Below are 23,991 nucleotides of genomic sequence, written 5' to 3' on the forward strand. Positions count from 1 at the left end.
GGGCGCTGGGGTCGAGGGCGTCACCTGGCCAAGCGGTTTTCGCACAATGGTTTCGGTAAACGCCGCCTGGGACACCGACGCCACACCGAGGCAGAAGAGGGCAAGCAACCAGCGCATGAAACGGTATCCCTGAAAGTGGCGACGTATGGGTTCAAGTGAGCGGTTCGACCCGCGGGGACAGGCATTCGGTGCGTACCGGGTAGTGCTGCCCCTGGCGGTCGAGATAGTAGCATTCTAGGGCACGACTCACGGTCCTGAAAGCCAGCTCGTCCCAGGGGATCTCGCTTTCCTCGAACAGGCGCACTTCCAGGCTCTCGACGCCCACCGCAAATGCCAGGTCGGCCAGCTCGGCGCGGTAGAACACGTGCACCTGGTTGATGTGCGGCAGGTCGAACAGCTGGTACAGGGCCATCGGCCCCAGGCGCGCGCAGGCTTCCTCGTCGGCCTCGCGGCGGGCGGCGTGCTCCATGGTCTCGCCGTTTTCCATGAAGCCGGCCGGCAGGGTCCAGTAGCCACGTCGCGGCTCGATGGCGCGTCGGCACAGCAGCACCTGGCTGCCATGGCTGGGCAGCACGCCGGCGACGATATTGGGGTTCTGGTAATGGATGGTATGGCAATGATCGCAGACATGACGCAGGCGGTTGTCGCCGTCGGGGATGCGATGAGTGACCGGTTTGCCGCACGCACTGCAGTAATTCATGCTTATCTTCCTGGTGGCTGCGCCTATCTTCGCGCCAGTGCGCGCAGGCCCGCAAGCGCGATTGTCGCGGGGGCTTGGGCGGGCTGCGCCTTTGGTGCATCATGCAGAGACCCGACAGAACGAGAGAGACCATGCTGGACGAGTTACTTCGCCGAATGAGCAATCACACGCCGGGCACCCTGGAGACCGATCGTCGGTTCCCCGAGGCTGCCGTGTTATTGCCCATCACCCGCAGCGAGTCGCCCGAACTGGTGCTGACCCTGCGCGCCAAGGGGCTCTCGACCCATGGCGGCGAAGTGGCCTTCCCCGGCGGGCGGCGAGACCCCGAAGACCCGGACCTGGTGTTCACCGCGCTGCGCGAGGCCGAGGAGGAAATCGGCCTGCCGCCTGGGCTGGTCGAAGTCATCGGCCCGCTGAGCCCGCTGGTTTCGTTGCACGGGCTGAAGGTCACGCCGTTTGTCGGGCTGATTCCCGACTATGTCGAGTACCGCGCCAACGATGCCGAGATTGCCGCGGTGTTCAGCGTGCCGCTGGAGTTCTTCCGCCAGGACCCGCGCGACCATACCCACCGCATCGACTACCAGGGCCGCAGCTGGTACGTGCCCAGCTACCGTTTCGGCGAGTACAAGATCTGGGGCCTGTCGGCGATCATGATCGTCGAGCTGGTCAACCTGCTTTACGATGCGCGCATCAGCCTGCACCATCCGCCTGAGCGCACCCCTACAAGATGAGCGGGCCCACCCGCCGCCTTCCCACCGTGAGGAACCACGCATGAAATACCGTCTGGGCGACCTGCGCGTCGAAGCCCACCCACAGAGCTGGGTAGCGCCCACCGCCACGCTGATCGGCAAGGTACGCCTGCAGGCGGGGGCCAACGTCTGGTTCGGCGCGGTGCTGCGCGGCGACAACGAGCTGATCGACATCGGCGAGAACAGCAACGTGCAGGACGGTACGGTGATGCACACCGACATGGGCTGGCCACTGACCCTGGGCAAGGGCGTGACGGTCGGCCACAACGCCATGCTGCATGGCTGCACGGTCGGCGACTACAGCCTGGTGGGCATCGGTGCGGTGATCCTCAATGGTGCGCGCATCGGCAAGCACTGCATCATCGGCGCCAATGCGCTGGTGCCCGAGGGGCGCGAGATTCCCGATGGTTCGCTGGTGGTCGGCTCGCCGGGCAAGGTGGTGCGCGAACTGACCCCGGCGCAGCAGCAACTGCTCGAGGCCAGCGCTGCCCACTATGTGCACAACGCCCAGCGCTATGCCCGTGACCTTGTACCCCAGGAGGACTGATGAGCAGCCCTGAACGACCGGTGGCCTCGCCTTGCGTGCATATCTGCGCGCTGGACGAGCAGGATATCTGCACCGGCTGCCAGCGCACCGCCAGCGAGATCACGCGCTGGGGCCGCATGGCCAACGACGAACGACGCCAGGTGCTGGTGCTGTGCCATGAGCGCGCCGTGGCGGCGGGGCTGGTGATGACGGTGGGCAAGGCCGCCGGCTGATCCCGGGCTTGGCCGTGCGGGGGCACTCAAGTACCCTGTACGGCTTGCCAACCGGTGTTTCTATGTTCTTTCTGATTGCTTATATCGCCAGCGTGGTGCTGATCAACTACGCGTTCTCCAGTGCCCCGCACCTGGACGTCATCTGGTCCGCCTGGGGCGGGCTGGTGTTCATCCTGCGCGACATGGTGCAGACCCGCTTCGGCCACGGCGCCCTGCTGGCCATGCTTGGCGCCCTGGTGCTGTCCTATATCACCTCCGAGCCTGCCATTGCCCTGGCCAGCGCCACCGCGTTCGCGGTATCGGAGCTGATCGACTGGCTGGTGTTCAGCATCACCAAGCGCCCGTTGCATGACCGCCTGTGGCTCAGCTCGGCGCTGAGCATCCCGCTGGATACCTTCATCTTCTTCGGCATGATCGGCGCACTGACCCCGGCCGTGGTCGGTACCGCGCTGGGCTCCAAGTTCGCCGGGGTGACGGTGGTGTGGCTGGCGATGGCCTGGCGCGCACGCAAGAACGCCTGCGCCATGTAAAATGGCGCTTCTTTTCACCGGGTTGCACCGTGCTGGGGCGGCCCTGGATTCCTTCCCTCTGAGGACCTGAGATGACCCGTATCGGAACCCCCTTGTCGCCGACCGCGACCCGAGTACTGCTGTGTGGCTGTGGCGAACTGGGCAAGGAAGTGGTGATCGAGCTGCAACGCCTGGGCGTTGAAGTGATTGCCGTGGACCGTTACGCCGATGCCCCGGCCATGCAGGTGGCGCACCGCAGCCACGTGATCAACATGCTCGATGGCGCCGCCCTGCGCACAGTGATCGAGGCCGAGCAGCCGCACTACATCGTGCCGGAAATCGAAGCCATCGCCACCGCCACCCTGGTTGAGCTGGAAGCCGAAGGCTTTACCGTGGTGCCGACCGCACGCGCCGCGCAACTGACCATGAACCGCGAGGGCATCCGCCGCCTGGCCGCCGAGGAGCTGGACCTGCCAACCTCGCCTTACCACTTTGCCGACACCTTCGAAGACTACCGCAAGGCCGTCGAAGACCTCGGCTTCCCGTGTGTGGTCAAGCCGGTGATGAGCTCGTCGGGCAAGGGCCAGAGCCTGCTCAAGGGCGTCGATGACGTGCAGGCTGCCTGGGACTATGCCCAGGAAGGCGGGCGTGCCGGCAAGGGCCGGGTCATCATCGAGGGCTTCATCGACTTCGAGTACGAGATCACCCTGCTCACCGTGCGCCATGTGGGCGGCACCACCTTCTGCGCGCCGGTCGGGCATCGCCAGGAGAAGGGCGATTATCAGGAGTCGTGGCAGCCGCAGGCGATGAGCCCCAAGGCGCTGGCCGAGTCCGAGCGCGTGGCGCGTGCGGTGACCGAGGCCCTGGGTGGTCGCGGCATGTTCGGCGTGGAGCTGTTCGTCAAGGGCGACCAGGTGTGGTTCAGCGAAGTCTCGCCGCGCCCGCACGACACTGGCCTGGTGACCCTGATTTCCCAGGACCTTTCGCAGTTCGCGCTGCATGCGCGGGCGATCCTGGGCCTGCCGATTCCGCTGATTCGCCAGTTCGGGCCGTCGGCTTCGGCAGTGATTCTGGTGGAAGGCACTTCGCAGCAGACCGCCTTCGCCAACCTCGGCGCGGCGCTGAGCGAGCCGGACACGGCGCTGCGCCTGTTCGGCAAGCCAGAAGTGAATGGCCAGCGGCGCATGGGCGTGTGCCTGGCGCGTGACGAGTCGATCGAAGCCGCGCGGGCCAAGGCGACCCGGGCTTCGCAGGCAGTCAGCGTAGAGCTGTAAGGCTTCGATACTTCATCGCGGGCCAGGCCCGCTCCCACAGGGGCAGTGATGATGCCTGTGGGAGCGGGCCTGACCCGCGATAGCTGCACAGCAGCCTGTCTTCAGAGTTCCGTATGCCGGGTCTCTTTCAGGCACAGCACTGCAATCAGGCTCAGTACTGCTGCCGCCGACACATACCCGCCCACCCAGCTCAGGCCGCCCATGGCCACCAGCTTCTGTGCAAAGAACGGCGCCGCCGAGGCCCCGACGATCCCGCCCAGGTTGTACGCCGCCGAGGCCCCGGTATAGCGCACGTGCGTGGGGAACAGCTCAGGCAGCAGCGCCCCCATCGGCGCGAACGTCACCCCCATCAGAAACAGTTCGATGGCCAGAAACAGCGCCACGCCCGCGGTCGACCCCGACGTCAGCAGCGGCTCCATGGTGAACCCCGACAGGATGGCCAGCACCCCACCCACGATCAGCACCGGCTTGCGTCCGTACCGGTCGCTCAGCCAGGCCGACAGCGGCGTGGCCAGGGCCATGAACACCACCGCAAAGCACAGCAGTGCCAGAAAGGTCTCGCGGCTGTAGCCAAGGGTCGATACCCCGTAGCTCAGCGAGAACACCGTCGAGATGTAGAACAGCGCGTAGCACACCACCATCGCCGCCGCGCCCAGCAGGGTCGGCGCCCAGTACTGTGCGAACAGCTCGACCACCGGCATCTTCACCCGCTCGTGGCGCGCCACGGCCTTGGCGAACACCGGCGACTCCTCGAGCTTGAGCCGCACATACAGCCCCACGATCACCAGCGCGGCGCTGAGCAGGAACGGAATGCGCCAGCCCCAGCTGCGGAACTGCTCGTCGGAAAGGGTCATGGCCAGGGTCAGGAACAGGCCGTTGGCCGCCAGAAAGCCGATCGAAGGGCCCAGCTGCGGGAACATGCCGAACCACGCCCGCTTGCCCTTGGGCGCGTTCTCGGTGGCCAGCAGCGCTGCACCGCCCCATTCGCCGCCCAGCCCCAGGCCCTGGCCGAAGCGCAGCAGGCACAGCAGGATCGGCGCCCAGGCGCCAATGCTGTCGTAACCCGGCAGCACGCCGATCAGCGTGGTGCAGATGCCCATCAGCAGCAGCGAGGCCACCAGCGTCGACTTGCGGCCGATGCGGTCGCCAAAATGGCCGAACAGCGCCGAACCCAGCGGGCGCGCCAGAAACGCGATGCCGAAGGTGAGGAAGGCCGAGAGCATCTGCGCGGTGCCCGAGGTCTGCGGGAAGAACACCGGGCCGATCACCAGGGCCGCTGCCGTGGCGTATACGTAGAAGTCGTAGAACTCGATGGCGGTGCCGATGAAGCTGGCCGTGGCTACCCGGGCGGGCGAGTTGACTGGGGGCGCTGCGGTTTCATCGTTGTTGTTATAGGTGCTGCTGGTCGTCATGAACGTTTCCCTGTCGAGTGCTGCGAAGGCTCCGGCACCTGCCGCGGGCAAGCGCCGGCGGGCTCGAGTATAGCTAGCGGGAAACGGTCCAGACCAGTATGCGGCTGGCGCAATTGTCCTCGGTTTCGAGGATTTCCATGCGATAACGGCCCATTTTCAGGCACACCGCGCTGGCAGGGATGCTTTCCAGCGCCTCGGTCACCAGGCCGTTCAGGGTTTTCGGGCCGTCGCTGGGCAGGTGCCAGCCCAGGCTGCGGTTGAGCTCGCGGATCGAAATGTTGCCCTCGATCACGTAGCGCCCATCGGGCTGCGGGTGAATGTGCGGGTTGTCCAGGCTGTGCTCTTCCTCGAACTCGCCCACGATCTCTTCAAGAATGTCTTCCAGGGTGACGATGCCCTGCACTTCGCCATATTCGTCCACCACCACGCCCAGGCGCCGCTGCTGTTTGTGAAAGTTCAGCAGCTGCAACTGCAGCGGGGTGCTTTCGGGCACGAAGTATGGCTCGTAGCACGCCGCCAGCAGGTTGGCCAGGGTCAGCTCGGCCTTGGGCAGCAGGTGGCTGATCTGACGCGTGTTGAGGATCGCCTCGACCTGGTTGATATCACTGTGGAACACCGGCAGGCGGGTGTGACGGCTGACGATCAGTTGCTCGATGATCTTTTCGATCGGCTCGTCGAGGTTGATCCCGTCGACATCGTTGCGCGGCACCAGGATGTCGTTGACCGTCACCTTGTCCAGCGCCTGAAGGCTGCCGAGCAGGTCGCTCCTGTGCTGGGCATGTTCCTCGTCCGGCGTACCGGAGGCACCGGGGGTGTCGTGGCGATTGTCATGCTGGGTGACAGCCGTGACCTTGCCCGCGAAGGGGCGCAGCAACAGGCGTGCAACGCCATCGAGCAGCCAGGCCAGTGGCTGCAGCAGCATGAGCGGCACCTTGAGCAGGCTCTCGCCCAGGCCCAGCAGGGCGTCGGGGTAGCGTCGGGCCAGCTGGCGGGGGAGGTAGTCGGTGAGCACCAGCACGGCCAGTGCCGCTGCCGCGCAGGCCAGCCAGAAGCCGCGCTCGCCGGCATGGGCAAAGCCCAGCAGCGAGGCCAGGGCGAACACCAGCAGCTTGCCCAGGGTGGCGCCCAGCATCAGTGCACGTTCGCTTCTGGGGCCATTGCGGCGGGTGCCGCCCTGTTGCTGCTGGGCGGCATCCACTGCGCTGAACAGCGCCGACCACACCAGGGTCAGTGCCAGTACCGCGACCTGTGGGCCTAACGGCAGAGTGTTCATAGGTCGCCTGTCAGATATGCAGAATGAATTCGCGTACCAGCTTGCTGCCGAAATACGCCAGCATCAGCAGGCAGAAACCGGCCAGGGTCCAGCGGATCGCCTTGTGACCGCGCCAGCCCAGACGGGTGCGGCCCCACAGCAGGACGCCGAAGACGATCCAGGCCACGCAGGCGAGCAGGGTCTTGTGCACCAGGTGCTGGGCGAACAGGTTGTCCAGGAACAGCCAGCCGGAGATCAGCGACAGCGACAACAGCGCCCAGCCGGCCCACAGGAAGCCGAACAGCAGGCTCTCCATGGTCTGCAGCGGCGGGAAGTTGCGGATCAGGCCCGAGGGGTGCTTGTGCTTGAGCTGGTAATCCTGCACCAGCAGCAGCAAGGCCTGGAACACCGCGATGGTGAACAGCCCGTAGGTCAGGATCGATAGCAGGATATGCGCCAGGATGCCGGGCTCCTCGTTGACCAGCGGCACCGTGCCCGAGGGCGCGAACTGCGCCATCAGCGCGGTCAGCAGGCCCAGCGGGAACAGCAGCAGCAACAGGTTCTCCACCGGGATGCGCAGGGTGGCGACCAGGGTCAGGGCAATCACTGCGGTGGCGATCAGGCTGGCGGCGCTGAAGAAGTCCAGGCTCAGGCCCAGCGGCGTGAGCAGCTGCCAGCACAACGCGGTGCCCTGAGCGACCACGGCGAAGGCGCCGAGCATTCCGAGCAGCCGCTTGTCGGCCTTGGTGCCTCGGGCCAGGCGGGTGCCTTGATAGAAAATCGCGGCGGCGTACAGGCAGGCGGCGATCAGATTGGGTAGCAAGCTGGGTGACAAGGGGAGCATAAGTCCTGTTAGGCAAGCCCGAAAGGCCCTGAGTTTGGCATACAACGCGCCTGCCAAGGAAGACTGGTGGCCGACGCCATGGTGTGCGCGTGCGCGAGTCTTCGCTATAATCGCCGGCCTGCCCTTGCCCAAGGCTGGCCGAATGCGCCAGGGGCAGCTGATAAACCTCGGTTCTACAGAGCCTGAAAGGATCCCCATGTTTGAAAACCTGACCGACCGTCTGTCACAGACGCTGCGCCATGTCACCGGTAAAGCCAAGCTCACCGAGGACAATATTAAAGACACCCTGCGCGAAGTGCGCATGGCGTTGCTCGAGGCCGACGTCGCCCTGCCGGTGGTCAAGGATTTCGTCAACAAGGTCAAGGAGCGCGCGGTCGGCACCGAGGTGTCGCGCAGCCTGACGCCTGGCCAGGCGTTCGTGAAGATCGTCCAGGCCGAACTCGAAGAGCTGATGGGCGCGGCCAACGAAGACCTCGCGCTCAACAGCGCGCCGCCTGCCGTGGTGCTGATGGCCGGCCTGCAGGGTGCGGGCAAGACCACCACCGCCGGCAAGCTGGCGCGCTTTCTCAAGGAGCGCAAGAAGAAGAGCGTGATGGTGGTGTCGGCCGACGTGTACCGTCCGGCGGCCATCAAGCAGCTCGAAACCCTGGCCAACGACATCGGCGTGACCTTCTTCCCGTCGGACATCACCCAGAAGCCGGTGGCCATCGCCGAGGCGGCGATTCGCGAAGCCAAGCTCAAGTTCATCGACGTGGTCATCGTCGACACCGCCGGGCGTCTGCACATCGATGCCGAGATGATGGGCGAGATCAAGCAGCTGCACGCTGCGGTCAAGCCGATCGAGACCCTGTTCGTGGTCGATGCCATGACCGGCCAGGACGCCGCCAACACCGCCAAGGCGTTTGGCGAGGCGCTGCCGCTGACCGGCGTGATCCTGACCAAGGTCGACGGTGATGCCCGTGGCGGTGCCGCGCTGTCGGTACGCGCGATCACCGGCAAGCCGATCAAGTTCATCGGCATGGGCGAGAAGAGCGAAGCGCTCGAACCGTTCCACCCGGACCGCATTGCCTCGCGGATCCTGGGCATGGGCGACGTGCTCAGCCTGATCGAGCAGGCCGAGCAGACCCTGGACAAGGAAAAGGCCGACAAGCTGGCCAAGAAGCTGAAGAAGGGCAAGGGCTTCGATCTCGAGGACTTCCGCGACCAGCTGCAGCAGATGAAGAACATGGGCGGCCTGAGCGGCCTGATGGACAAGATGCCGAGCATCGGCGGCGTCAACCTGTCGCAGATGGGCAATGCCCAGGGCGCGGCAGAGAAGCAGTTCAAGCAGATGGAGGCGATCATCAACTCCATGACCCCGGCCGAGCGCCGCGACCCCGAGTTGATCAGCGGTTCGCGCAAGCGCCGCATCGCCATGGGCTCGGGCACCCAGGTGCAGGACATCGGCCGCTTGATCAAGCAGCACAAGCAGATGCAGAAGATGATGAAGAAGTTTTCCACCAAGGGCGGCATGTCGAAGATGATGCGCGGCCTTGGCGGCATGCTGCCTGGCGGCGGCATGCCCAAGCTGTAACCACATTCAGGCCGGTGCCTCCCGTGGGGCACCGACCGGAACCCCGCCGCTGGCGGGACCCGTGCCGCCTTCTATATACAGAAGCGGCTCATTCGCAGATCACACGGCGGCTTGTCGCTCGCCGTGAAAAGGCATTTGCAAAAGTCCGTGTATTCCTTGAGAATATGCGGCCTTTCGGGCACCCGTGTGCCCGCTGTGCATTATGATTTGCAGCACCGACTACAGGAACGATGTTCTATGCTAACCATCCGTCTTGCCCGTGGCGGCTCCAAAAAGCGCCCATTCTACACCCTGACCGTGACCGACTCGCGTAACCCGGTTACCGGTTCGCACATCGAGCAGGTTGGTTTCTTCAACCCTATCGCTCGTGGCCAGGAAGTTCGCCTGTCCGTTAAGCAGGATCGCGTTGCTCACTGGCTGAGCGTTGGCGCACAGCCATCCGAGCGCGTTGCAAAACTGCTGAAAGATGCTGCTAAGGCTGCTGCCTGAATAGTATGAGCGCGACGCCAGAAAAAGCTGATGACCTGATCGTTGTTGGCAAGATTTTTTCGGTTCACGGCGTTCGCGGCGAGGTGAAGGTCTTTTCCTTTACCGATCCGATTGAAAACCTGTTGGATTACCGCAACTGGACGCTCCGGCGCGAAGGTGTGGTCAAGCAGGTCGAGCTGGTCAGCGGCCGATCCACTCAAAAGGATCTGGTTGCCAAGCTCAAAGGCCTCGACGATCGCGATGAAGCCCGTCTTCTGAGCGGTTACGAGATTTGCATCTCGCGTAGCCTTTTGCCCGACCTGACCGAAGACGAGTACTACTGGTACCAGTTGGTAGGTCTGAAAGTCATCAACCAGGACGAACAGCTGTTCGGCACGGTTGATCACCTGTTGGAGACCGGCGCGAACGATGTAATGGTGGTCAAGCCCTGCGTGGGCAGTCTGGATGATCGTGAACGCCTGTTGCCCTATACCGGGCAGTGCGTGTTGAAGGTCGACCTGGCTGCAGGCGAAATGAGGGTGGAATGGGACGCGGACTTCTAGACGATGGCGAGCCTTCGTGTCGAAGTCATTACGTTGTTCCCCGAGATGTTCTCGGCCATCAGTGAGTACGGCATTACCAGCCGCGCGGTGAAGCAGGGGTTGTTGCAACTGACCTGCCACAATCCGCGGGACTACACCACAGATCGCCACCACACCGTGGATGATCGGCCGTTTGGCGGTGGTCCGGGCATGGTGATGAAGATCAAGCCCCTGGAAGATGCGCTGGTTCAGGCCAGGCAGCAGGCAGGGGAAGCGGCGAAGGTGATCTACCTGTCGCCACAAGGCCGTCAGCTGAATCAGTCGGCGGTACGCGAACTGGCGAATGCAGAGTCGTTGATTCTCATCGCAGGTCGTTATGAAGGCATTGACGAGCGGTTCATTCAGGCTCATGTCGATGAAGAGTGGTCGATTGGCGACTATGTACTGTCTGGCGGCGAGCTGCCGGCGATGGTCCTGATCGATGCGGTTACGCGGCTGCTGCCCGGAGCTTTAGGGCATGCGGACTCGGCGGAGGAAGACTCCTTCACCGATGGTCTGCTCGATTGCCCGCACTACACCCGACCGGAGGTGTATGCGGATCAGCGTGTTCCCGACGTGTTGCTCAGTGGCAACCATGCACACATCCGGCGCTGGCGTTTACAGCAGTCCCTTGGGCGGACCTATGAACGACGCGTCGATCTTCTGGAAAGTCGCTCACTTTCTGGAGAAGAGAAGAAGCTGCTCGAGGAGTATCTCCGAGAGCGGGACGATAGTTAACGTATCGATGGTGGGTCTGACGACCTATCTTAGGAGCACAGCATGACCAACAAAATCATTCTGCAACTCGAAGCCGAGCAGATGACCAAAGAGATCCCGACCTTTGCCCCAGGCGACACTGTTGTCGTTCAGGTGAAAGTGAAGGAAGGCGACCGTTCGCGTCTGCAGGCGTTCGAAGGTGTTGTTATCGCCAAGCGTAACCGTGGTGTGAACAGTGCTTTCACTGTTCGTAAAATCTCCAACGGTGTTGGCGTAGAGCGTACTTTCCAGACCTACAGCCCGCAGATCGACAGCCTGGCCGTGAAACGTCGTGGTGACGTGCGTAAAGCCAAGCTGTACTACCTGCGCGACCTGTCCGGCAAAGCCGCTCGCATCAAGGAAAAACTGGCCTGAGGCTAGTTTGACCGGCGGGCACGGGACCGCCATGCGAAAAGAAAGCAGCCTTCGGGCTGCTTTTTTGTTGTCCGTCATTCGTGTTTCAGAGATGTCATGAACAGTAGAGAGCAAGAGATCCAGCGCCGTACCCAGTTGTCGGTGACCCGCGTGACCAAGGCGGTGTTCCCCTCGACCACCAACCATCACAACACCCTGTTCGGCGGCACCGCGCTGGCGTGGATGGACGAGGTGTCGTTCATTGCCGCCACGCGCTTCTGCCGCTTGCCGCTGGTGACGGTGTCGACCGACCGCATCGACTTCAAGCACCCGATTGCCGCCGGCTCGATCGTGGAACTGGTGGGGACGGTGGTGAAGGTGGGTACCACCAGCCTGAAGGTCGAGGTGGAGGTGTTTGTCGAAAGCATGAGCTGCGACAGTCGCGAGAAGGCGATTCACGGGTTGTTCAGCTTCGTCGCCATCGACGAAGACAAGCGGCCGGTGCCGGTGTTGCCCGGCTTCTGAACGGCCAACAAGCCCGCGCGATCAACCTGCCTGCGGCTGGACCAGCGCTACCAGCGTCCACCCAGGCGCCGGCTTCAGCGCCGTATCCGGCCCTACCACATACACCCAGCCACTGGCATCGCGGGCAAACAGCAAGGTCGCGCGATCGCCATGCAACGCCTGGTAGTCCGCCCAGCCAAACGCCTCGGTCAGGTGTGTGGTGTACAGCTCGGCGCCCTGGTTGAACAGGTTGGCCAGTTGCACATAGGTCAACGCCTGGCTGCCAAACAGGCGCCCGCGATGTTCGTCACTGGCGCGGTGCTTGTCGCTGCGCTGGCGCTCCAGCCCGCTGGCCAGCACGAACAGGCGCTGATGCCCGAAATCATGTCGAAAGCGCGTGCATGCCAGGGTGTTGAGCTCGCCCGCCGGCGACAGCCCCAGCAGGTGCCCCAGGCCTACAAGGTCCAGGTGCGCATCGGCATGCTGCGAGGCCGGGTGACCGAAATAGGTCGGCAACCCCTCCATGCGCGCCGCGCGGATGTTCTCCCAGCTCGAATCGGCCAGCAGCACCCGGCTGCCCAGTTGTTGCAAGGCCGTGCCCAGGGCCCTGGCCGGCGCGTTGGCGCCCACGATCAGAAACCCGCTGGGGGCAGGCTCGGCCACCTTGAGCAGGCGCGCCAGCGGCCGCGCCGTGGCGCTTTGCAGCACCACCGTACCGATGATCACCGCGAACGTCAGCGGCACCAGCAGCAAGGCCCCCGCGTGCCCGGCCTCGTCCAGGCGAATCGCGAAAATCGCCGATACTGCCGCGGCCACGATGCCGCGCGGGGCGATCCAGGCCAGCAGCGCACGCTCGCGCCAGTTGAGCTGCGAGCCCCAGGACGACAGCGCCACGTTCAGCGGCCGCGCAATCAGCTGAATCACCAGCAGCAGGGCCAGCACCGCAGGGCCCAGGCCGAGCAGGGCATTCAGGTCCAGGCGCGCCGCCAGCAGAATGAACAGGCCGGAGATCAGCAGCACGCTGAGGTTCTCCTTGAAGTGCAGGATCTGGCGCACATCCACGCCCTTCATGTTGGCCAGCCACATGCCCATCAGGGTCACCGCCAGCAGCCCCGACTCGTGCATCACCTGGTTGGAGGCGATGAAGATCCCCAGCACCGCTGCCAGCGAGGCCAGGTTGTGCAGGTACTCGGGCAGCCATTGATGGCGGATCACCTGGCCCAGCAGCCAGCCACCGGCCACGCCGAAGGCGCTGCCGCACAGGATCACCCCGGCGAACGTCAGCAGGCTCTGGCTCAGGCCGTCGCCAGCGGCGCTGGCAATGATGAAGCTGTACACCACCACCGCCAGCAGGGCGCCGATCGGGTCGATGACGATGCCTTCCCAGCGCAGGATGTTGGCCACCGCCGCCTTGGGCCGTACCACCCGCAGCATCGGCACGATCACGGTCGGCCCGGTGACCAGGGTCAGGGTGCCGAACAGGATCGCCAGCAGCCAGTCGAACCCCAGCAGCCAGTGGGTGGCCGCGCTGATCACCACCCAGGTGGACAGCGCGCCGAGGGTCACCATGCGCCGCACCACCGTGCCGATCTCGCGCCATTGCGACAGGTGCAGGGTCAGGCTGCCCTCGAACAGGATCAGCGCCACCGCCAGCGACACCAGCGGCATCAGCAGCGGGCCGAACATTTCCTGCGGGTCGAGCCAACCCAGGATCGGCCCGGCCATTATGCCGCTGAGCAGCAGGAACAGGATCGCCGGCAGCTTCAGCCGCCAGGCCAGCCACTGGCAGCCCAGGGCCGCGACACCGATCCCGCCGAATGCCAGCAATATCTCTTGTTCGTTCATTCGGGCTCCCTATGCCGGCGGTGTTATGGAAGACTAGCGGTATTTTTACGGCCTACCACCGAGTCTTCATGCCCGCCATCGACCACCCGCTGATCGACCAGTTCCTCGACGCCCTGTGGCTGGAGAAGGGGCTTTCCGACAACACCCGAGCGTCCTACCGCAGCGACCTGGCCCTGTTCAACGGCTGGCTCCAGGAGCGGGGCATGGCGTTGCCCGATGCCGGTCGCGAGCTGATCCTGGACCACTTGGCATGGCGCCTCGACCAGGGCTACAAGCCCCGTTCCACGGCGCGGTTCCTGTCGGGCGCGCGTGGCTTCTACCGCTACCTGCTGCGCGAGAAGCTGATCGCCCTCGACCCGACCCTGCAGGTCGACATGCCGCAACTGGGCAAGCCGTTGCCCAAGTCGCTGTCCGAGGCCGATGTGGAGGCCCTGTTGAAGGCTCCCGACCTTGGCGAGGCCATCGGCCAGCGCGACCGCGCCATGCTCGAGGTGCTGTATGCCTGCGGGCTGCGCGTCACCGAGCTGGTGAGCCTGACCCTCGATCAGGTCAACCTGCGCCAGGGCGTGCTGCGGGTGATGGGCAAGGGCAGCAAGGAGCGCCTGGTGCCGATGGGGGAGGAGGCGGTGGTGTGGGTAGAACGTTACCTGCGCGACGGCCGCGTCGAACTGCTCAACGGCCGCCCCAGCGATGTCCTGTTCCCCAGCCAGCGTGGCGAGCAGATGACCCGCCAGACCTTCTGGCACCGCATCAAGCACCAGGCCCAGGTGGCCGGGATCGGCAAGGCGCTGTCGCCGCACACCCTGCGCCATGCCTTCGCCACCCACCTGCTCAACCACGGCGCCGACCTGCGCGTGGTGCAGATGCTGCTGGGCCACAGCGACCTGTCGACCACCCAGATCTACACCCATGTGGCCCGCGCCCGCCTGCAGGAACTGCATGCCCGTCATCACCCGCGCGGCTGAGCGCTGATCGCACATTGCATGCGTCGCCAGCAGTCAATGCAGGGCGGCGAATGTGGTACGCTTTCGCGGTTTACACCCGGGCCCTGGATCGCGGCCGTTTTTCGGTACGCCTGTTCCGCTTTCGGCCCCCTGTCCGCCTTCAGGAGTTTTCATGCGCGTGACCCAGATTTTAGCCGCCGCCGCCCTGGCGCTGGCCAGTTCCTTCGCCGTGGCTGCGGCCAACGATGCCGAGCAGGCGATTCGCAAGTCGCTGCAGTCGCTAGAGTCGGAAATACCGGTCGACAGCATCGCTGCCAGCCCGGTCAACGGCCTGTACGAGGTCAAGCTCAAGGGCGGCCGTGTGCTGTACGCCAGCGCCGACGGCCAGTTCCTGGTACAGGGCTATCTGTTCCAGATCCAGGACGGCAAGCCGGTCAACCTGACCGAAAAGGCCGAGCGCGTGGCCATCGCCAAGACCATCAATGCGATTCCGGCTTCCGAAATGGTGGTTTACCCTGCCAAGGGCGAAACCAAGTCGCACATCACCGTGTTCACCGACACCACCTGCCCGTACTGCCACAAGCTGCATGCCGAAGTGCCCGAGCTGAACAAGCGCGGCATCGAGGTGCGCTACGTGGCCTTCCCGCGTCAGGGCCTGGGCTCGTCGGGTGACCAGCAGCTGCAGGCGGTATGGTGTTCCACCGACCGCAAGGCGGCCATGGACAAGATGGTCAACGGCAAGGAAATCAAGGCCGCCAAGTGCGAGAACCCGGTCAGCAAGCAGTTCCAGATGGGGCAGTCGATCGGCGTCAACGGCACGCCGGCCATCGTGCTCGAGGACGGTCAGGTGATCCCGGGTTATCAGCCGGCGCCGCAAGTGGCCAAGCTGGCATTGACCGCAAGCAAGTAATTCAATCAGTGAGCCGTCACCATGGGGAGACGGCTGTTTTTTCGACCGGCGCATGGCCGGTCGTTCAATGGGGAGTTCACAGTGAAACCGGTCAAAGTAGGCATCTGTGGGTTGGGGACCGTCGGTGGCGGTACCTTCAATGTACTTCAGCGTAACGCCGAGGAGATTGCCCGCCGCGCCGGGCGTGGAATCGAAGTGGCACAAATCGCCATGCGTACGCCAAACCCGAACTGCCAGATTACCGGTACCCCCATTACCGCTGATGTGTTCGAGGTCGCGAGCAACCCCGAGATCGATATCGTCATTGAACTGATTGGCGGCTACACCATTGCCCGCGAGCTGGTGCTCAAGGCCATCGAGAACGGCAAGCACGTGGTCACCGCCAACAAGGCGCTGATTGCCGTGCACGGCAACGAGATCTTCGCCAGGGCGCGCGAGAAGGGCGTCATCGTCGCCTTCGAAGCGGCCGTGGCCGGCGGCATCCCGGTGATCAAGGCGATCCGCGAAGGCCTGTCGGCCAACCGCATCAACTGGGTGGCCGGTATCATCAACGGCACCGGCAACTTCATCCTCACCGAAATGCGCGAGAAGGGCCGCACCTTCCCCGACGTGCTGGCCGAAGCCCAGGCGCTGGGCTATGCCGAGGCCGACCCTACGTTCGACGTCGAGGGCATCGACGCCGCGCACAAGCTCACCATCCTGGCGTCCATCGCTTTCGGTATCCCACTGCAGTTCGACAAGGCCTACACCGAAGGTATCACCCAGCTGACCACGGCCGACGTGAACTACGCCGAAGCGCTGGGCTACCGCATCAAGCACCTGGGGGTGGCCCGCAGCACGGCCAATGGCATCGAACTGCGCGTGCACCCGACGCTGATTCCGGCCGACCGCCTGATCGCCAATGTCAACGGCGTGATGAACGCGGTGATGGTCAACGGTGACGCCGCAGGCTCCACCCTGTTCTACGGCGCCGGCGCCGGCATGGAACCGACCGCCTCGTCGGTGATCGCCGACCTGGTCGACGTGGTCCGTGCCATGACCAGCGACCCGGAAAACCGCGTGCCGCACCTGGCTTTCCAGCCCGACTCGCTGTCGGCTCACCCGATCCTGCCGATCGAAGCCTGCGAGAGCGCCTACTACCTGCGCATCCAGGCCAAGGATCGTCCGGGCGTGCTGGCCCAGGTGGCGAGCATCCTGTCCGAGCGCGGCATCAATATCGAGTCGATCATGCAGAAGGAAGTCGAGGAGCACGATGGCCTGGTGCCGATGATCCTGCTCACCCACAGCGTGCTCGAGCAGCGCATGGACGACGCGATCACCGCCCTGGAAGCCCTGCAGGATGTGGTTGGCAGCGTTGTGCGCATCCGCGTCGAACAACTGAACTGAGCCGTCTTTGAGTTAGAGGAATAGGTCATGCGTTACATCAGTACCCGCGGCAAGGCACCGGCCCTGAATTTTGAAGATGTCCTGCTGGCCGGCCTGGCCAGCGATGGCGGCCTGTACGTGCCGGAAAACCTGCCGCGCTTCACCCAGGAAGAAATCGCCTCGTGGGCCGGCCTGCCGTACCACGAGCTGGCCTTCCGGGTGATGCGCCCGTTCGTCACCGGCTCCATTGCCGATGCCGACTTCAAGAAGATCCTCGAAGAAACCTACGGCGAGTTCGCCCACGCCGCGGTTGCCCCGCTGCGTCAGCTGAACAGCAACGAGTGGGTGCTGGAGCTGTTCCACGGCCCGACCCTGGCGTTCAAGGACTTCGCCCTGCAACTGCTCGGCCGCCTGCTCGATCACGTGCTGGCCAAGCGCGGCGAGCGCGTGGTGATCATCGGTGCCACCAGCGGTGACACCGGTTCGGCTGCCATCGAAGGCTGCCGGCGTTGCGACAACGTCGACATCTTCATCCTGCACCCGCACCAGCGTGTGTCGGAAGTTCAGCGCCGCCAGATGACCACCATCTTCGGCGAGAACATCCACAACATCGCCATCGAAGGCAACTTCGACGACTGCCAGGAGATGGTCAAGGCCAGCTTCGCCGACCAGGGCTTCCTCAAGGGCACCCGCCTGGTGGCCGTGAACTCGATCAACTGGGCGCGGATCATGGCCCAGATCGTGTACTACTTCCACGCCGCCCTGCAGTTGGGTGGCCCGGCGCGTTCGGTGGCGTTCTCGGTGCCTACCGGCAACTTCGGCGACATCTTCGCCGGTTACCTGGCGCGCAACATGGGCCTGCCGATCAGCCAACTGATCGTGGCAACCAACCGCAACGACATCCTGCACCGCTTCATGAGCGGCAACCAGTACGTCAAGGAAACCCTGCACGCCACCCTGTCGCCGTCGATGGACATCATGGTGTCGTCGAACTTCGAGCGCCTGCTGTTCGACCTGCACGGTCGCAATGGCGCCGAGATTGCCGGCCTGATGGATACCTTCAAGCAGGGTGGCGGCTTCAGCGTCGAGCAAGACCGCTGGACCGAGGCGCGCAAGCTGTTCGATTCGCTGGCGGTGGATGATGCGCAAACCTGCGAGACCATCGCCGACGTGTTCGCGCAAACCGGCGAAGTGCTCGACCCGCACACCGCGATTGGCGTCAAGGCCGGCCGCGAGTGCCGTCGCAGCCTGGACACGCCGATGGTGGTGCTGGGTACCGCGCACCCGGTCAAGTTCCCCGAGGCGGTGGAGAAGGCGGGCGTGGGCAAAGCCCTGGAGCTGCCGGCGCACCTGACCGACCTGTTCTCCCGCGAGGAGAAATGCACGGTACTGCCCAACGACCTGAAAGCGGTGCAGGCCTTCGTCAGCCAGCACGGCAACCGTGGCAAGCCGCTCTGACGGCAGCGGTATGCAGCGTTGAACCAGGCCCCGGTGCGCAAGCCCCGGGGCTTTTTGTTGCGCGGCCCGCCATGCCACGGCAGGAACCTGGCTTGCTGGCGAACCGACGCGACGCGTCGATACCGTGGCGACACGAGGACGTTGCCGCCCCCTGGTTTCGGATTTTTCCTATGGGACGCCCGCGCGGGCTTTCCTAGAGTGGGCGCCCGTCCAATCCGGAGTCGCCCATGCGCTCACTCAAGGTTCTGCTTCTGGAGCCCCATGCCTATCGGCTGATGAACCTGCACCAGATGCTCAATGGCATGGGCATCTACGACGTGCGCGTGGCTGAAACGACCCTCCAGGCGCACGGTGTGCTCGAACGACGGGGGCCGGTGGATATCGTCATCTGTGACCCGCTGTCGCCCGAGCACGATGGCATGGGCTTCGTCGAGCACCTGGCGCTGCACGGCCTCGCCAGTGCCCTGATTGTCCTCAGTGGCGCCAGGCGCAGCGTGCTCCAGGGGGTTGTCGAACTGATCGAGCTGTCGGGCCTGCGGGTGCTGGGCAGCACCCCCGCGCCAGCCAGCCCCAGCCAGTTGCACCCGTTGCTGCTGCAACACCCGGAGGCCGGGCCCGTGGCATGAATCTGTCATGTGCACCGGGCATGCTCGATGAACGTGCAGCGCGCCGCGGCAGAACTTTCAGCCTGTGCCGAGGGTCAGTGAAAGACCCCCTTCAACAACAACGTGAACGGTGAATGGATGGACAATATCAGCTTGTTGCTAAGTGAAGCATTGACGCCCTATCAGGTCACGCTGACCTCCCGGCATGCCAGTGCCGACTTCGACCTGCAGCTGGTCGACCCTGCCGGCGACACCGTGCTGCAGCGCAGTGTCAAGGCCAGCCAGCTGCATGACCAGCGCCTGCTCATCGACCTGGTGGACGGTATCCAACGTGACCTGCGCATCCACGAAGGGCGCCTGCAACCCTGCGTGATCGCAGCCCTCAAACATGCCCGCCAGGGCCGCGCGCAAATCGTTGCGGCGTGACGGGAACCTTTGTCCAGACAGGTACTCAGACAGCTTAAGGACAGTTGAACGGCATTTTGCTCCGATGCCGCCAGGCTGTTCGTGCGAGGCTCCAAGCAGCCCTCGTTTAACCCCGACGGCCTCCCCACCGCTCGGGGTTTCTTTTTGCCTGCGTAAAAGCGCGTGCCGGGGTCAGTGCTGGCTCAGCAGCTCGCGCGCCGCATCGAGGTAGGTCTTGCGCTGGTCGGGCTCTAGCCATTGTGCATACAGCGGTGCCAGGGTCTGCAGGCGCAGGTTGCGCAGCAATTGGTCGAGGTGGCTGATGGCCTCGCGGCCCAGCGGGGTGTCGGAGCAACCCACGTAGGTCAGCTGGTAGCGCGCCACGCCCTTGATCGGAAAGTACGTCAGGGCCTGGGGCTGCGGCTGCTTTTCGTTCATGTAGCGCACTTCCGGCCAGTAGGCCAGCAGCAGGTTCAGGCGCCCCAGCTGCTGCATCTGCAGCAGGCTGCCCACCGCATCGTTGCCGTAATGGCGGCTGATGGTGGCGGGCGGGGCGTTGGCCAGTATCGCGTCCACGGCGGGGCTGTAGCTGCGCTGGCCGACGACACCGAGCTTGTGCGTGTTGCTTGCCAGCAGGGCGTCCAGGTCGATTTCGCCATCGTGCAGGTACGGCGCAAGGCTTGCCTGGTCACTCTGGCGGGCAATCACCATGTTGCTCTGCGCAGCCAGCGCCGGTATCGAGAACTTCACGAAGCGCTCGCGCTCCGGGGTTCGCAGCAGCGTGGGGTCGCAGGTGAAGGAGGGCTCCTGGAGCATCTGCATGCCGCGCGCGCGGTTGACCCGCACGATGCTGTGCTGGTACTCAGGCATCTGCGCGATGAGCAGCGGCAGCAACTGGTCCATGGCGCCCTGGCCGGTTTTGGGGCCCTCGAACACGGTCAGCGGCGGCAGGTCGCGCAACAGCCAGGTGAGGGTTTCCTTGGCCCAGCTCGAGGCAGGCAGCAGGCTCAGCAGCACAGCCAGCAGTGCGCCGTGCAGGTTGCAGCACATGGCGCGACTCAGACCGCGCCCTGTTCGCGAAGATGGGCGATCTGCGCCGCGTCATAGCCCAGCTCGCCCAGCAACTGCGCGGTGTGCTCGCCCAGCGCCGGCCCCACCCACTCGCTGGAGCCTGGGGTGTCCGACAGCTTGGGCACGATGCCCGGCATCTTGAACGGCTTGCCGTCGGGCAGCCTGGCCTGGAGGAACATCTCGCGGGCGAGAAACTGCGGGTCGCTGAACATGTCTTCGGCCGAGTAGATGCGGCTGGCCGGCACCTGGGCCTGGTTGAGCACCTGCATCAGGGTGTCCAGCGGCACGCTGCGGGCCCAGCGGTCGATCACTGCATACAGCTCGTCGCGGCGCAGGTCGCGCCCGTCATTGCTGGCCAGCGCCGGGTCGGCGGCCAGGTCGTCGCGCCCGATGGCCTGCATGAAGCGTTTGAAGATCGCATCGCCATTGGCGCCGATCTGCACATGCTTGCCATCGGCGCTGGTATGGATGGAGGAGGGGGTGATGCCCGGCATGATGTTGCCGGTGCGCTCGCGGATGAAGCCGAATACGTCGAACTCCGGCACCATGCTCTCCATCATCGCGAAGATGGCCTCGTACAGGGCCACGTCGACCACCTGGCCCTGGCCCCCGTTGACCTCGCGATGACGCAGCGCCATCAGTGCGCCGATCACGCCCCACAGCGCGGCAATCGAGTCGCCGATGGAAATGCCGGTGCGTACCGGCGGGCGGTCCTCGAAACCTGTGATGTAGCGCAGCCCGCCCATCGACTCGCCGACCGCGCCGAAGCCGGGCTGGTCTTTCATCGGCCCGGTCTGGCCGAAGCCGGACAGGCGTACCATCACCAGCTTCGGGTTCAGCGCGTGCAGTACCTCCCAGCCCAGGCCGAGCTTTTCCAGCACGCCGGGGCGGAAGTTCTCGATCAGGATGTCGGCCTCGCCCAGCAGCTGCTTGAGAATGGCCAGGCCTTCGGGGTGCTTGAGGTTGAGCGTGAGCGACTGCTTGTTGCGCGCCTGCACGAACCACCACAGCGAGGTGCCCTCGTACAGCTTGCGCCATTTGCGCAGCGGGTCGCCGCCATCGGGCGATTCGACCTTGACCACCTGGGCGCCGAATTCGGCGCAGATGCGCGAGGCGAAGGGGCCGGCGATCAGGGTGCCGAGTTCGATGACTTTGAGGCCGGCAAGCGGTTTGGTGGGCAACGACATGGGGCTTCCGTGGCAGCAGGGCAGAGCGCTAGTTTTTATCACAGGGCGGCAGCGGCAGATACTGCTGTTGGCCGCAGATTGTACGGTTCGGTTCGTTGATTGCCAGCGCATCGGTTAGACTGGGCGACTTTTCCTGTTACCAGAAGCCCGTCCATGGCCCAGCCGTCCACCACCTACAAGTTTGAACTGAACCTCACCGATCTCGACCGCGGCGTGTACGAAAGCGTCAAGCAGACCATCGCCCGCCACCCTTCGGAAACCGAAGAGCGCATGGCCGTGCGCCTGCTGGCCTATGCCCTCTGGTACAACGAGCAGCTGTCGTTCGGTCGCGGCCTGTCGGACGTCGACGAGCCGGCGCTGTGGGAAAAAAGCCTGGATGACCGGGTGCTGCACTGGATCGAAGTCGGCCAGCCCGATGCCGACCGCCTGACCTGGTGCTCGCGCCGCACCGAGCGCACCAGCCTGCTGGCCTACGGCAGCCTGCGGGTGTGGGAAACCAAGGTGATTCCGGCGGTCAAGAACCTGAAGAACCTCAACATCGCCGCCGTGCCGCAAGAGGTGCTGGAAGTCCTGGCCAAGGACATGCCACGCGCCATCAAGTGGGATGTGATGATCAGCGAAGGCACGGTGTTCGTCACCGACGACCGCGGCCAGCACGAAGTCCAGCTGCAATGGCTGCTGGGCGAGCGCGGCTGATCCGCCCGCCGACCTTTTTCAAACCAGAGAAGCCTTGATCACTCCATGCGTATCGAACCGCGTTCACTGCCGTCCACCCTGCCGTTTCTTGGCGACCTGCCGCCCCTGCTGACCCGCCTGTACGCCGCCCGTGGCGTACAGAGCGCCGTCGAGCTGGACAAGAGCCTGGCACGCCTGCTGCCCTATCAGCAGCTCAAGGGTATCGACGCGGCGGTAGACCTGCTGGTGGAGGCACTGGACCAGCGCCAGCGCATCCTGATCGTCGGCGACTTCGACGCCGACGGTGCCACGGCCAGCACCGTGGGCGTGCTGGGCCTGCGCCTGCTGGGCGCCGCGCACGTCGACTACCTGGTGCCCAACCGTTTCGAATACGGTTACGGGCTGACCCCGGAAATCGTCGAGGTGGCACTGCAGCGCACGCCGCAGCTGCTGATCACCGTGGACAACGGCATCTCCAGCGTCGAAGGCGTGGCGGCGGCCAAGGCGGCCGGCCTGAAGGTGCTGGTCACCGACCACCACTTGCCAGGCCATGCGCTGCCGGCGGCCGATGCAATCGTCAACCCCAACCAGCCGGGCTGCGAGTTTCCGAGCAAGGCACTGGCCGGGGTCGGGGTGATCTTCTACGTATTGATGGCGCTGCGTGCGCGCCTGCGCAGCCTGGGCCGCTACGACGACCGCCCGCAGCCGAACATCGGCGAGCTGCTCGACCTGGTGGCGCTGGGCAGCGTGGCCGACGTGGTACCGCTGGACGCCAACAACCGCATCCTCGTGCACCAGGGCCTGGAGCGCATCCGTGCCGGTCGTGCGCGCCCGGGGCTCAAGGCGATTCTCGAGGTGGCCCGGCGCGAAGCGGCGCGCATCACCTCCACCGACCTGGGCTTCATCCTGGGCCCGCGGCTCAATGCTGCCGGGCGCCTGGACGACATGAGCCTGGGCATCGAATGCCTGCTCAGCGACGACCCGACCCTGGCTCGCGAGATGGCGGTGCAGCTGGACGAACTGAACCAGGACCGCAAGTCCATCGAGCAGGGCATGCAGCGCGAGGCGCTGGCCCAGCTCAAGGACCTGCCGCTGGAGTCGATGCCGTTCGGCCTGTGCCTGTACGAGGCTGACTGGCACCAGGGCGTGATCGGCATTCTGGCCTCGCGTCTGAAAGAACGTTATCACCGCCCGACCATCGCCTTTGCCGATGCCGGCGACGGCATGCTCAAGGGCTCTGCGCGCTCGGTGCCGGGCTTTCACATTCGCGATGCGCTGGACGCCGTGGCGGCGGCCAACCCGGAGCTGATCAGCAAGTTCGGCGGGCACGCCATGGCGGCGGGGCTGTCGCTGCCGGCCGAGAACTTCCCGGCGTTCGCCCAGGCGTTCGACGAAGAAGTCCGCCGCCAGTTGCAGGAGGACGACCTCACCGGCCGGCTGCTGTCCGACGGCAGCCTGGCGGTCGAGGAGTTCCACCTGGAGCTGGCCCGCGCCCTGCGCAACGCCGGGCCGTGGGGGCAGCATTTTCCCGAGCCGCTGTTTCATGGCGTGTTCCAGCTGGTGCAGCAGCGGGTGGTGGGCGAGCGTCACCTGAAGGTGGTGCTCAAGAGCGAATGCGGTTCGGTGACCCTCGACGGCATCGCCTTCGGCATCGACCGCGAGGTATGGCCCAACCCCACCGTGCGCTGGGTGGAGCTGGCCTACAAGCTGGACGTCAACGAGTTTCGCGGCAACGAGACGGTGCAGTTGATGATCGCCCACATCGAGCCGCGCTGAACCCCTGGGTGGGCA

26 protein-coding genes and 1 pseudogene are annotated in these 23,991 nt (G+C 64.8%); 19 read left to right on the forward strand and 8 right to left on the reverse strand.

The window, feature by feature from the left end; all coding sequences use genetic code 11:
* Window positions 1-117: pseudogene (locus tag JZZ72_RS28475) on the reverse strand (L,D-transpeptidase family protein); the annotation flags it as partial.
* A gap of 34 nt (window positions 118-151) precedes the next feature.
* Window positions 152-700, reverse strand: a complete 549-nt coding sequence (locus JZZ72_RS24235; protein WP_043863174.1) for an NUDIX hydrolase — start codon at window positions 698-700, stop codon at window positions 152-154.
* A gap of 131 nt (window positions 701-831) precedes the next feature.
* Between JZZ72_RS24235 and JZZ72_RS24240 the strand changes: the two genes are divergently transcribed.
* From JZZ72_RS24240 to purT, 5 genes are all read left to right on the forward strand, one after another.
* Window positions 832-1,431 (forward strand): CoA pyrophosphatase, encoded by a 600-nt coding sequence (locus JZZ72_RS24240; RefSeq protein WP_054915037.1) that lies wholly within the window; start codon window positions 832-834, stop codon window positions 1,429-1,431.
* A 40-nt stretch (window positions 1,432-1,471) separates the two neighbouring features.
* Window positions 1,472-1,996: a gamma carbonic anhydrase family protein gene (locus tag JZZ72_RS24245; RefSeq protein ID WP_210015287.1), complete on the forward strand. Its 525-nt coding sequence runs from the start codon at window positions 1,472-1,474 to the stop codon at window positions 1,994-1,996.
* Window positions 1,996-2,208: a DUF1289 domain-containing protein gene (locus tag JZZ72_RS24250; RefSeq protein ID WP_043863177.1), complete on the forward strand. Its 213-nt coding sequence runs from the start codon at window positions 1,996-1,998 to the stop codon at window positions 2,206-2,208. The genes JZZ72_RS24245 and JZZ72_RS24250 overlap by 1 nt, the downstream gene beginning before the upstream one ends.
* Window positions 2,209-2,270: 62 nt before the next feature.
* A complete protein-coding gene (locus JZZ72_RS24255; protein ID WP_043863178.1) occupies window positions 2,271-2,738 on the forward strand; it encodes a VUT family protein in 468 nt (155 codons plus the stop codon).
* Window positions 2,739-2,809: 71 nt separating this feature from the next.
* Window positions 2,810-3,991, forward strand: a complete 1,182-nt coding sequence (purT, locus tag JZZ72_RS24260) for a formate-dependent phosphoribosylglycinamide formyltransferase (RefSeq protein WP_210015288.1) — start codon at window positions 2,810-2,812, stop codon at window positions 3,989-3,991.
* Between the two features lie 101 nt (window positions 3,992-4,092).
* Here purT and JZZ72_RS24265 read toward each other — a convergent pair whose 3' ends face one another.
* The 3 genes from JZZ72_RS24265 to JZZ72_RS24275 form a co-directional block, all read right to left on the reverse strand.
* The gene (locus JZZ72_RS24265; protein ID WP_043863180.1) at window positions 4,093-5,403 is read right to left on the reverse strand and encodes an MFS transporter; all 1,311 of its coding nucleotides are present in this window, start codon (window positions 5,401-5,403) and stop codon (window positions 4,093-4,095) included.
* A 73-nt stretch (window positions 5,404-5,476) separates the two neighbouring features.
* Window positions 5,477-6,676 (reverse strand): transporter associated domain-containing protein, encoded by a 1,200-nt coding sequence (locus JZZ72_RS24270; protein WP_210015289.1) that lies wholly within the window; start codon window positions 6,674-6,676, stop codon window positions 5,477-5,479.
* Between the two features lie 10 nt (window positions 6,677-6,686).
* On the reverse strand, window positions 6,687-7,499 hold the full coding sequence (locus JZZ72_RS24275) for a cytochrome C assembly family protein (RefSeq protein WP_408004352.1): 813 nt from the start codon (window positions 7,497-7,499) through the stop codon (window positions 6,687-6,689).
* A 196-nt stretch (window positions 7,500-7,695) separates the two neighbouring features.
* Between JZZ72_RS24275 and ffh the strand changes: the two genes are divergently transcribed.
* From ffh to JZZ72_RS24305, 6 genes are all read left to right on the forward strand, one after another.
* Window positions 7,696-9,072: a signal recognition particle protein gene (ffh, locus tag JZZ72_RS24280; RefSeq protein ID WP_043863183.1), complete on the forward strand. Its 1,377-nt coding sequence runs from the start codon at window positions 7,696-7,698 to the stop codon at window positions 9,070-9,072.
* A 237-nt stretch (window positions 9,073-9,309) separates the two neighbouring features.
* Entirely contained in the window at window positions 9,310-9,561 is a 252-nt protein-coding gene (gene rpsP, locus JZZ72_RS24285) for a 30S ribosomal protein S16 (protein ID WP_028942918.1), read from the forward strand.
* A 5-nt stretch (window positions 9,562-9,566) separates the two neighbouring features.
* A complete protein-coding gene (gene rimM, locus JZZ72_RS24290; protein ID WP_043863184.1) occupies window positions 9,567-10,103 on the forward strand; it encodes a ribosome maturation factor RimM in 537 nt (178 codons plus the stop codon).
* A 3-nt stretch (window positions 10,104-10,106) separates the two neighbouring features.
* Entirely contained in the window at window positions 10,107-10,859 is a 753-nt protein-coding gene (trmD, locus tag JZZ72_RS24295; RefSeq protein WP_043863185.1) for a tRNA (guanosine(37)-N1)-methyltransferase TrmD, read from the forward strand.
* 42 nt (window positions 10,860-10,901) lie between these two features.
* The gene (gene rplS, locus JZZ72_RS24300; protein ID WP_043863186.1) at window positions 10,902-11,252 is read left to right on the forward strand and encodes a 50S ribosomal protein L19; all 351 of its coding nucleotides are present in this window, start codon (window positions 10,902-10,904) and stop codon (window positions 11,250-11,252) included.
* A 96-nt stretch (window positions 11,253-11,348) separates the two neighbouring features.
* Window positions 11,349-11,756 carry an acyl-CoA thioesterase gene (locus JZZ72_RS24305; protein WP_043863187.1) on the forward strand — a complete coding sequence of 136 codons (408 nt, stop codon included), beginning with the start codon at window positions 11,349-11,351 and terminating at the stop codon, window positions 11,754-11,756.
* Window positions 11,757-11,777: 21 nt separating this feature from the next.
* Here the strand turns inward: JZZ72_RS24305 and JZZ72_RS24310 are convergent, their stop codons facing one another.
* A complete protein-coding gene (locus tag JZZ72_RS24310) occupies window positions 11,778-13,580 on the reverse strand; it encodes a cation:proton antiporter (protein ID WP_210015291.1) in 1,803 nt (600 codons plus the stop codon).
* Window positions 13,581-13,648: 68 nt separating this feature from the next.
* Between JZZ72_RS24310 and xerD the strand changes: the two genes are divergently transcribed.
* The 6 genes from xerD (at window position 13,649) to JZZ72_RS24340 (ending at window position 19,288) form a co-directional block, all read left to right on the forward strand.
* A complete protein-coding gene (gene xerD, locus JZZ72_RS24315) occupies window positions 13,649-14,545 on the forward strand; it encodes a site-specific tyrosine recombinase XerD (protein WP_054915031.1) in 897 nt (298 codons plus the stop codon).
* Between the two features lie 151 nt (window positions 14,546-14,696).
* Window positions 14,697-15,434: a bifunctional protein-disulfide isomerase/oxidoreductase DsbC gene (gene dsbC / locus JZZ72_RS24320; protein ID WP_210015292.1), complete on the forward strand. Its 738-nt coding sequence runs from the start codon at window positions 14,697-14,699 to the stop codon at window positions 15,432-15,434.
* 81 nt (window positions 15,435-15,515) lie between these two features.
* Window positions 15,516-16,820 carry a homoserine dehydrogenase gene (locus JZZ72_RS24325; RefSeq protein WP_043863191.1) on the forward strand — a complete coding sequence of 435 codons (1,305 nt, stop codon included), beginning with the start codon at window positions 15,516-15,518 and terminating at the stop codon, window positions 16,818-16,820.
* Between the two features lie 27 nt (window positions 16,821-16,847).
* Complete coding sequence (thrC, locus tag JZZ72_RS24330) at window positions 16,848-18,257, forward strand: threonine synthase (RefSeq protein ID WP_054915029.1); 1,410 nt, start codon at window positions 16,848-16,850, stop codon at window positions 18,255-18,257.
* Between the two features lie 227 nt (window positions 18,258-18,484).
* Window positions 18,485-18,883 carry a response regulator gene (locus tag JZZ72_RS24335; RefSeq protein ID WP_210015293.1) on the forward strand — a complete coding sequence of 133 codons (399 nt, stop codon included), beginning with the start codon at window positions 18,485-18,487 and terminating at the stop codon, window positions 18,881-18,883.
* Window positions 18,884-19,000: 117 nt separating this feature from the next.
* Window positions 19,001-19,288, forward strand: coding sequence for a DUF3509 domain-containing protein (locus JZZ72_RS24340; RefSeq protein WP_054915027.1), 288 nt, complete (start codon window positions 19,001-19,003; stop codon window positions 19,286-19,288).
* 171 nt (window positions 19,289-19,459) lie between these two features.
* On the opposite strand, the gene JZZ72_RS24345 is transcribed toward JZZ72_RS24340, so the two are convergent.
* The gene (locus tag JZZ72_RS24345; protein ID WP_043863194.1) at window positions 19,460-20,317 is read right to left on the reverse strand and encodes a TIGR02285 family protein; all 858 of its coding nucleotides are present in this window, start codon (window positions 20,315-20,317) and stop codon (window positions 19,460-19,462) included.
* Window positions 20,318-20,325: 8 nt separating this feature from the next.
* Window positions 20,326-21,525 (reverse strand): CaiB/BaiF CoA transferase family protein, encoded by a 1,200-nt coding sequence (locus tag JZZ72_RS24350; protein ID WP_043863195.1) that lies wholly within the window; start codon window positions 21,523-21,525, stop codon window positions 20,326-20,328.
* Between the two features lie 153 nt (window positions 21,526-21,678).
* On the opposite strand from JZZ72_RS24350, the gene JZZ72_RS24355 reads away from it, so the two are divergent.
* The gene (locus tag JZZ72_RS24355) at window positions 21,679-22,221 is read left to right on the forward strand and encodes a YaeQ family protein (protein WP_054915026.1); all 543 of its coding nucleotides are present in this window, start codon (window positions 21,679-21,681) and stop codon (window positions 22,219-22,221) included.
* Window positions 22,222-22,266: 45 nt separating this feature from the next.
* Entirely contained in the window at window positions 22,267-23,976 is a 1,710-nt protein-coding gene (gene recJ, locus JZZ72_RS24360) for a single-stranded-DNA-specific exonuclease RecJ (RefSeq protein WP_088514561.1), read from the forward strand.
* Window positions 23,977-23,991: the final 15 nt, after the last annotated feature.

The sequence above is a fragment of the Pseudomonas palmensis genome (assembly GCF_017848315.1).
Classification (GTDB): domain Bacteria; phylum Pseudomonadota; class Gammaproteobacteria; order Pseudomonadales; family Pseudomonadaceae; genus Aquipseudomonas; species Aquipseudomonas palmensis.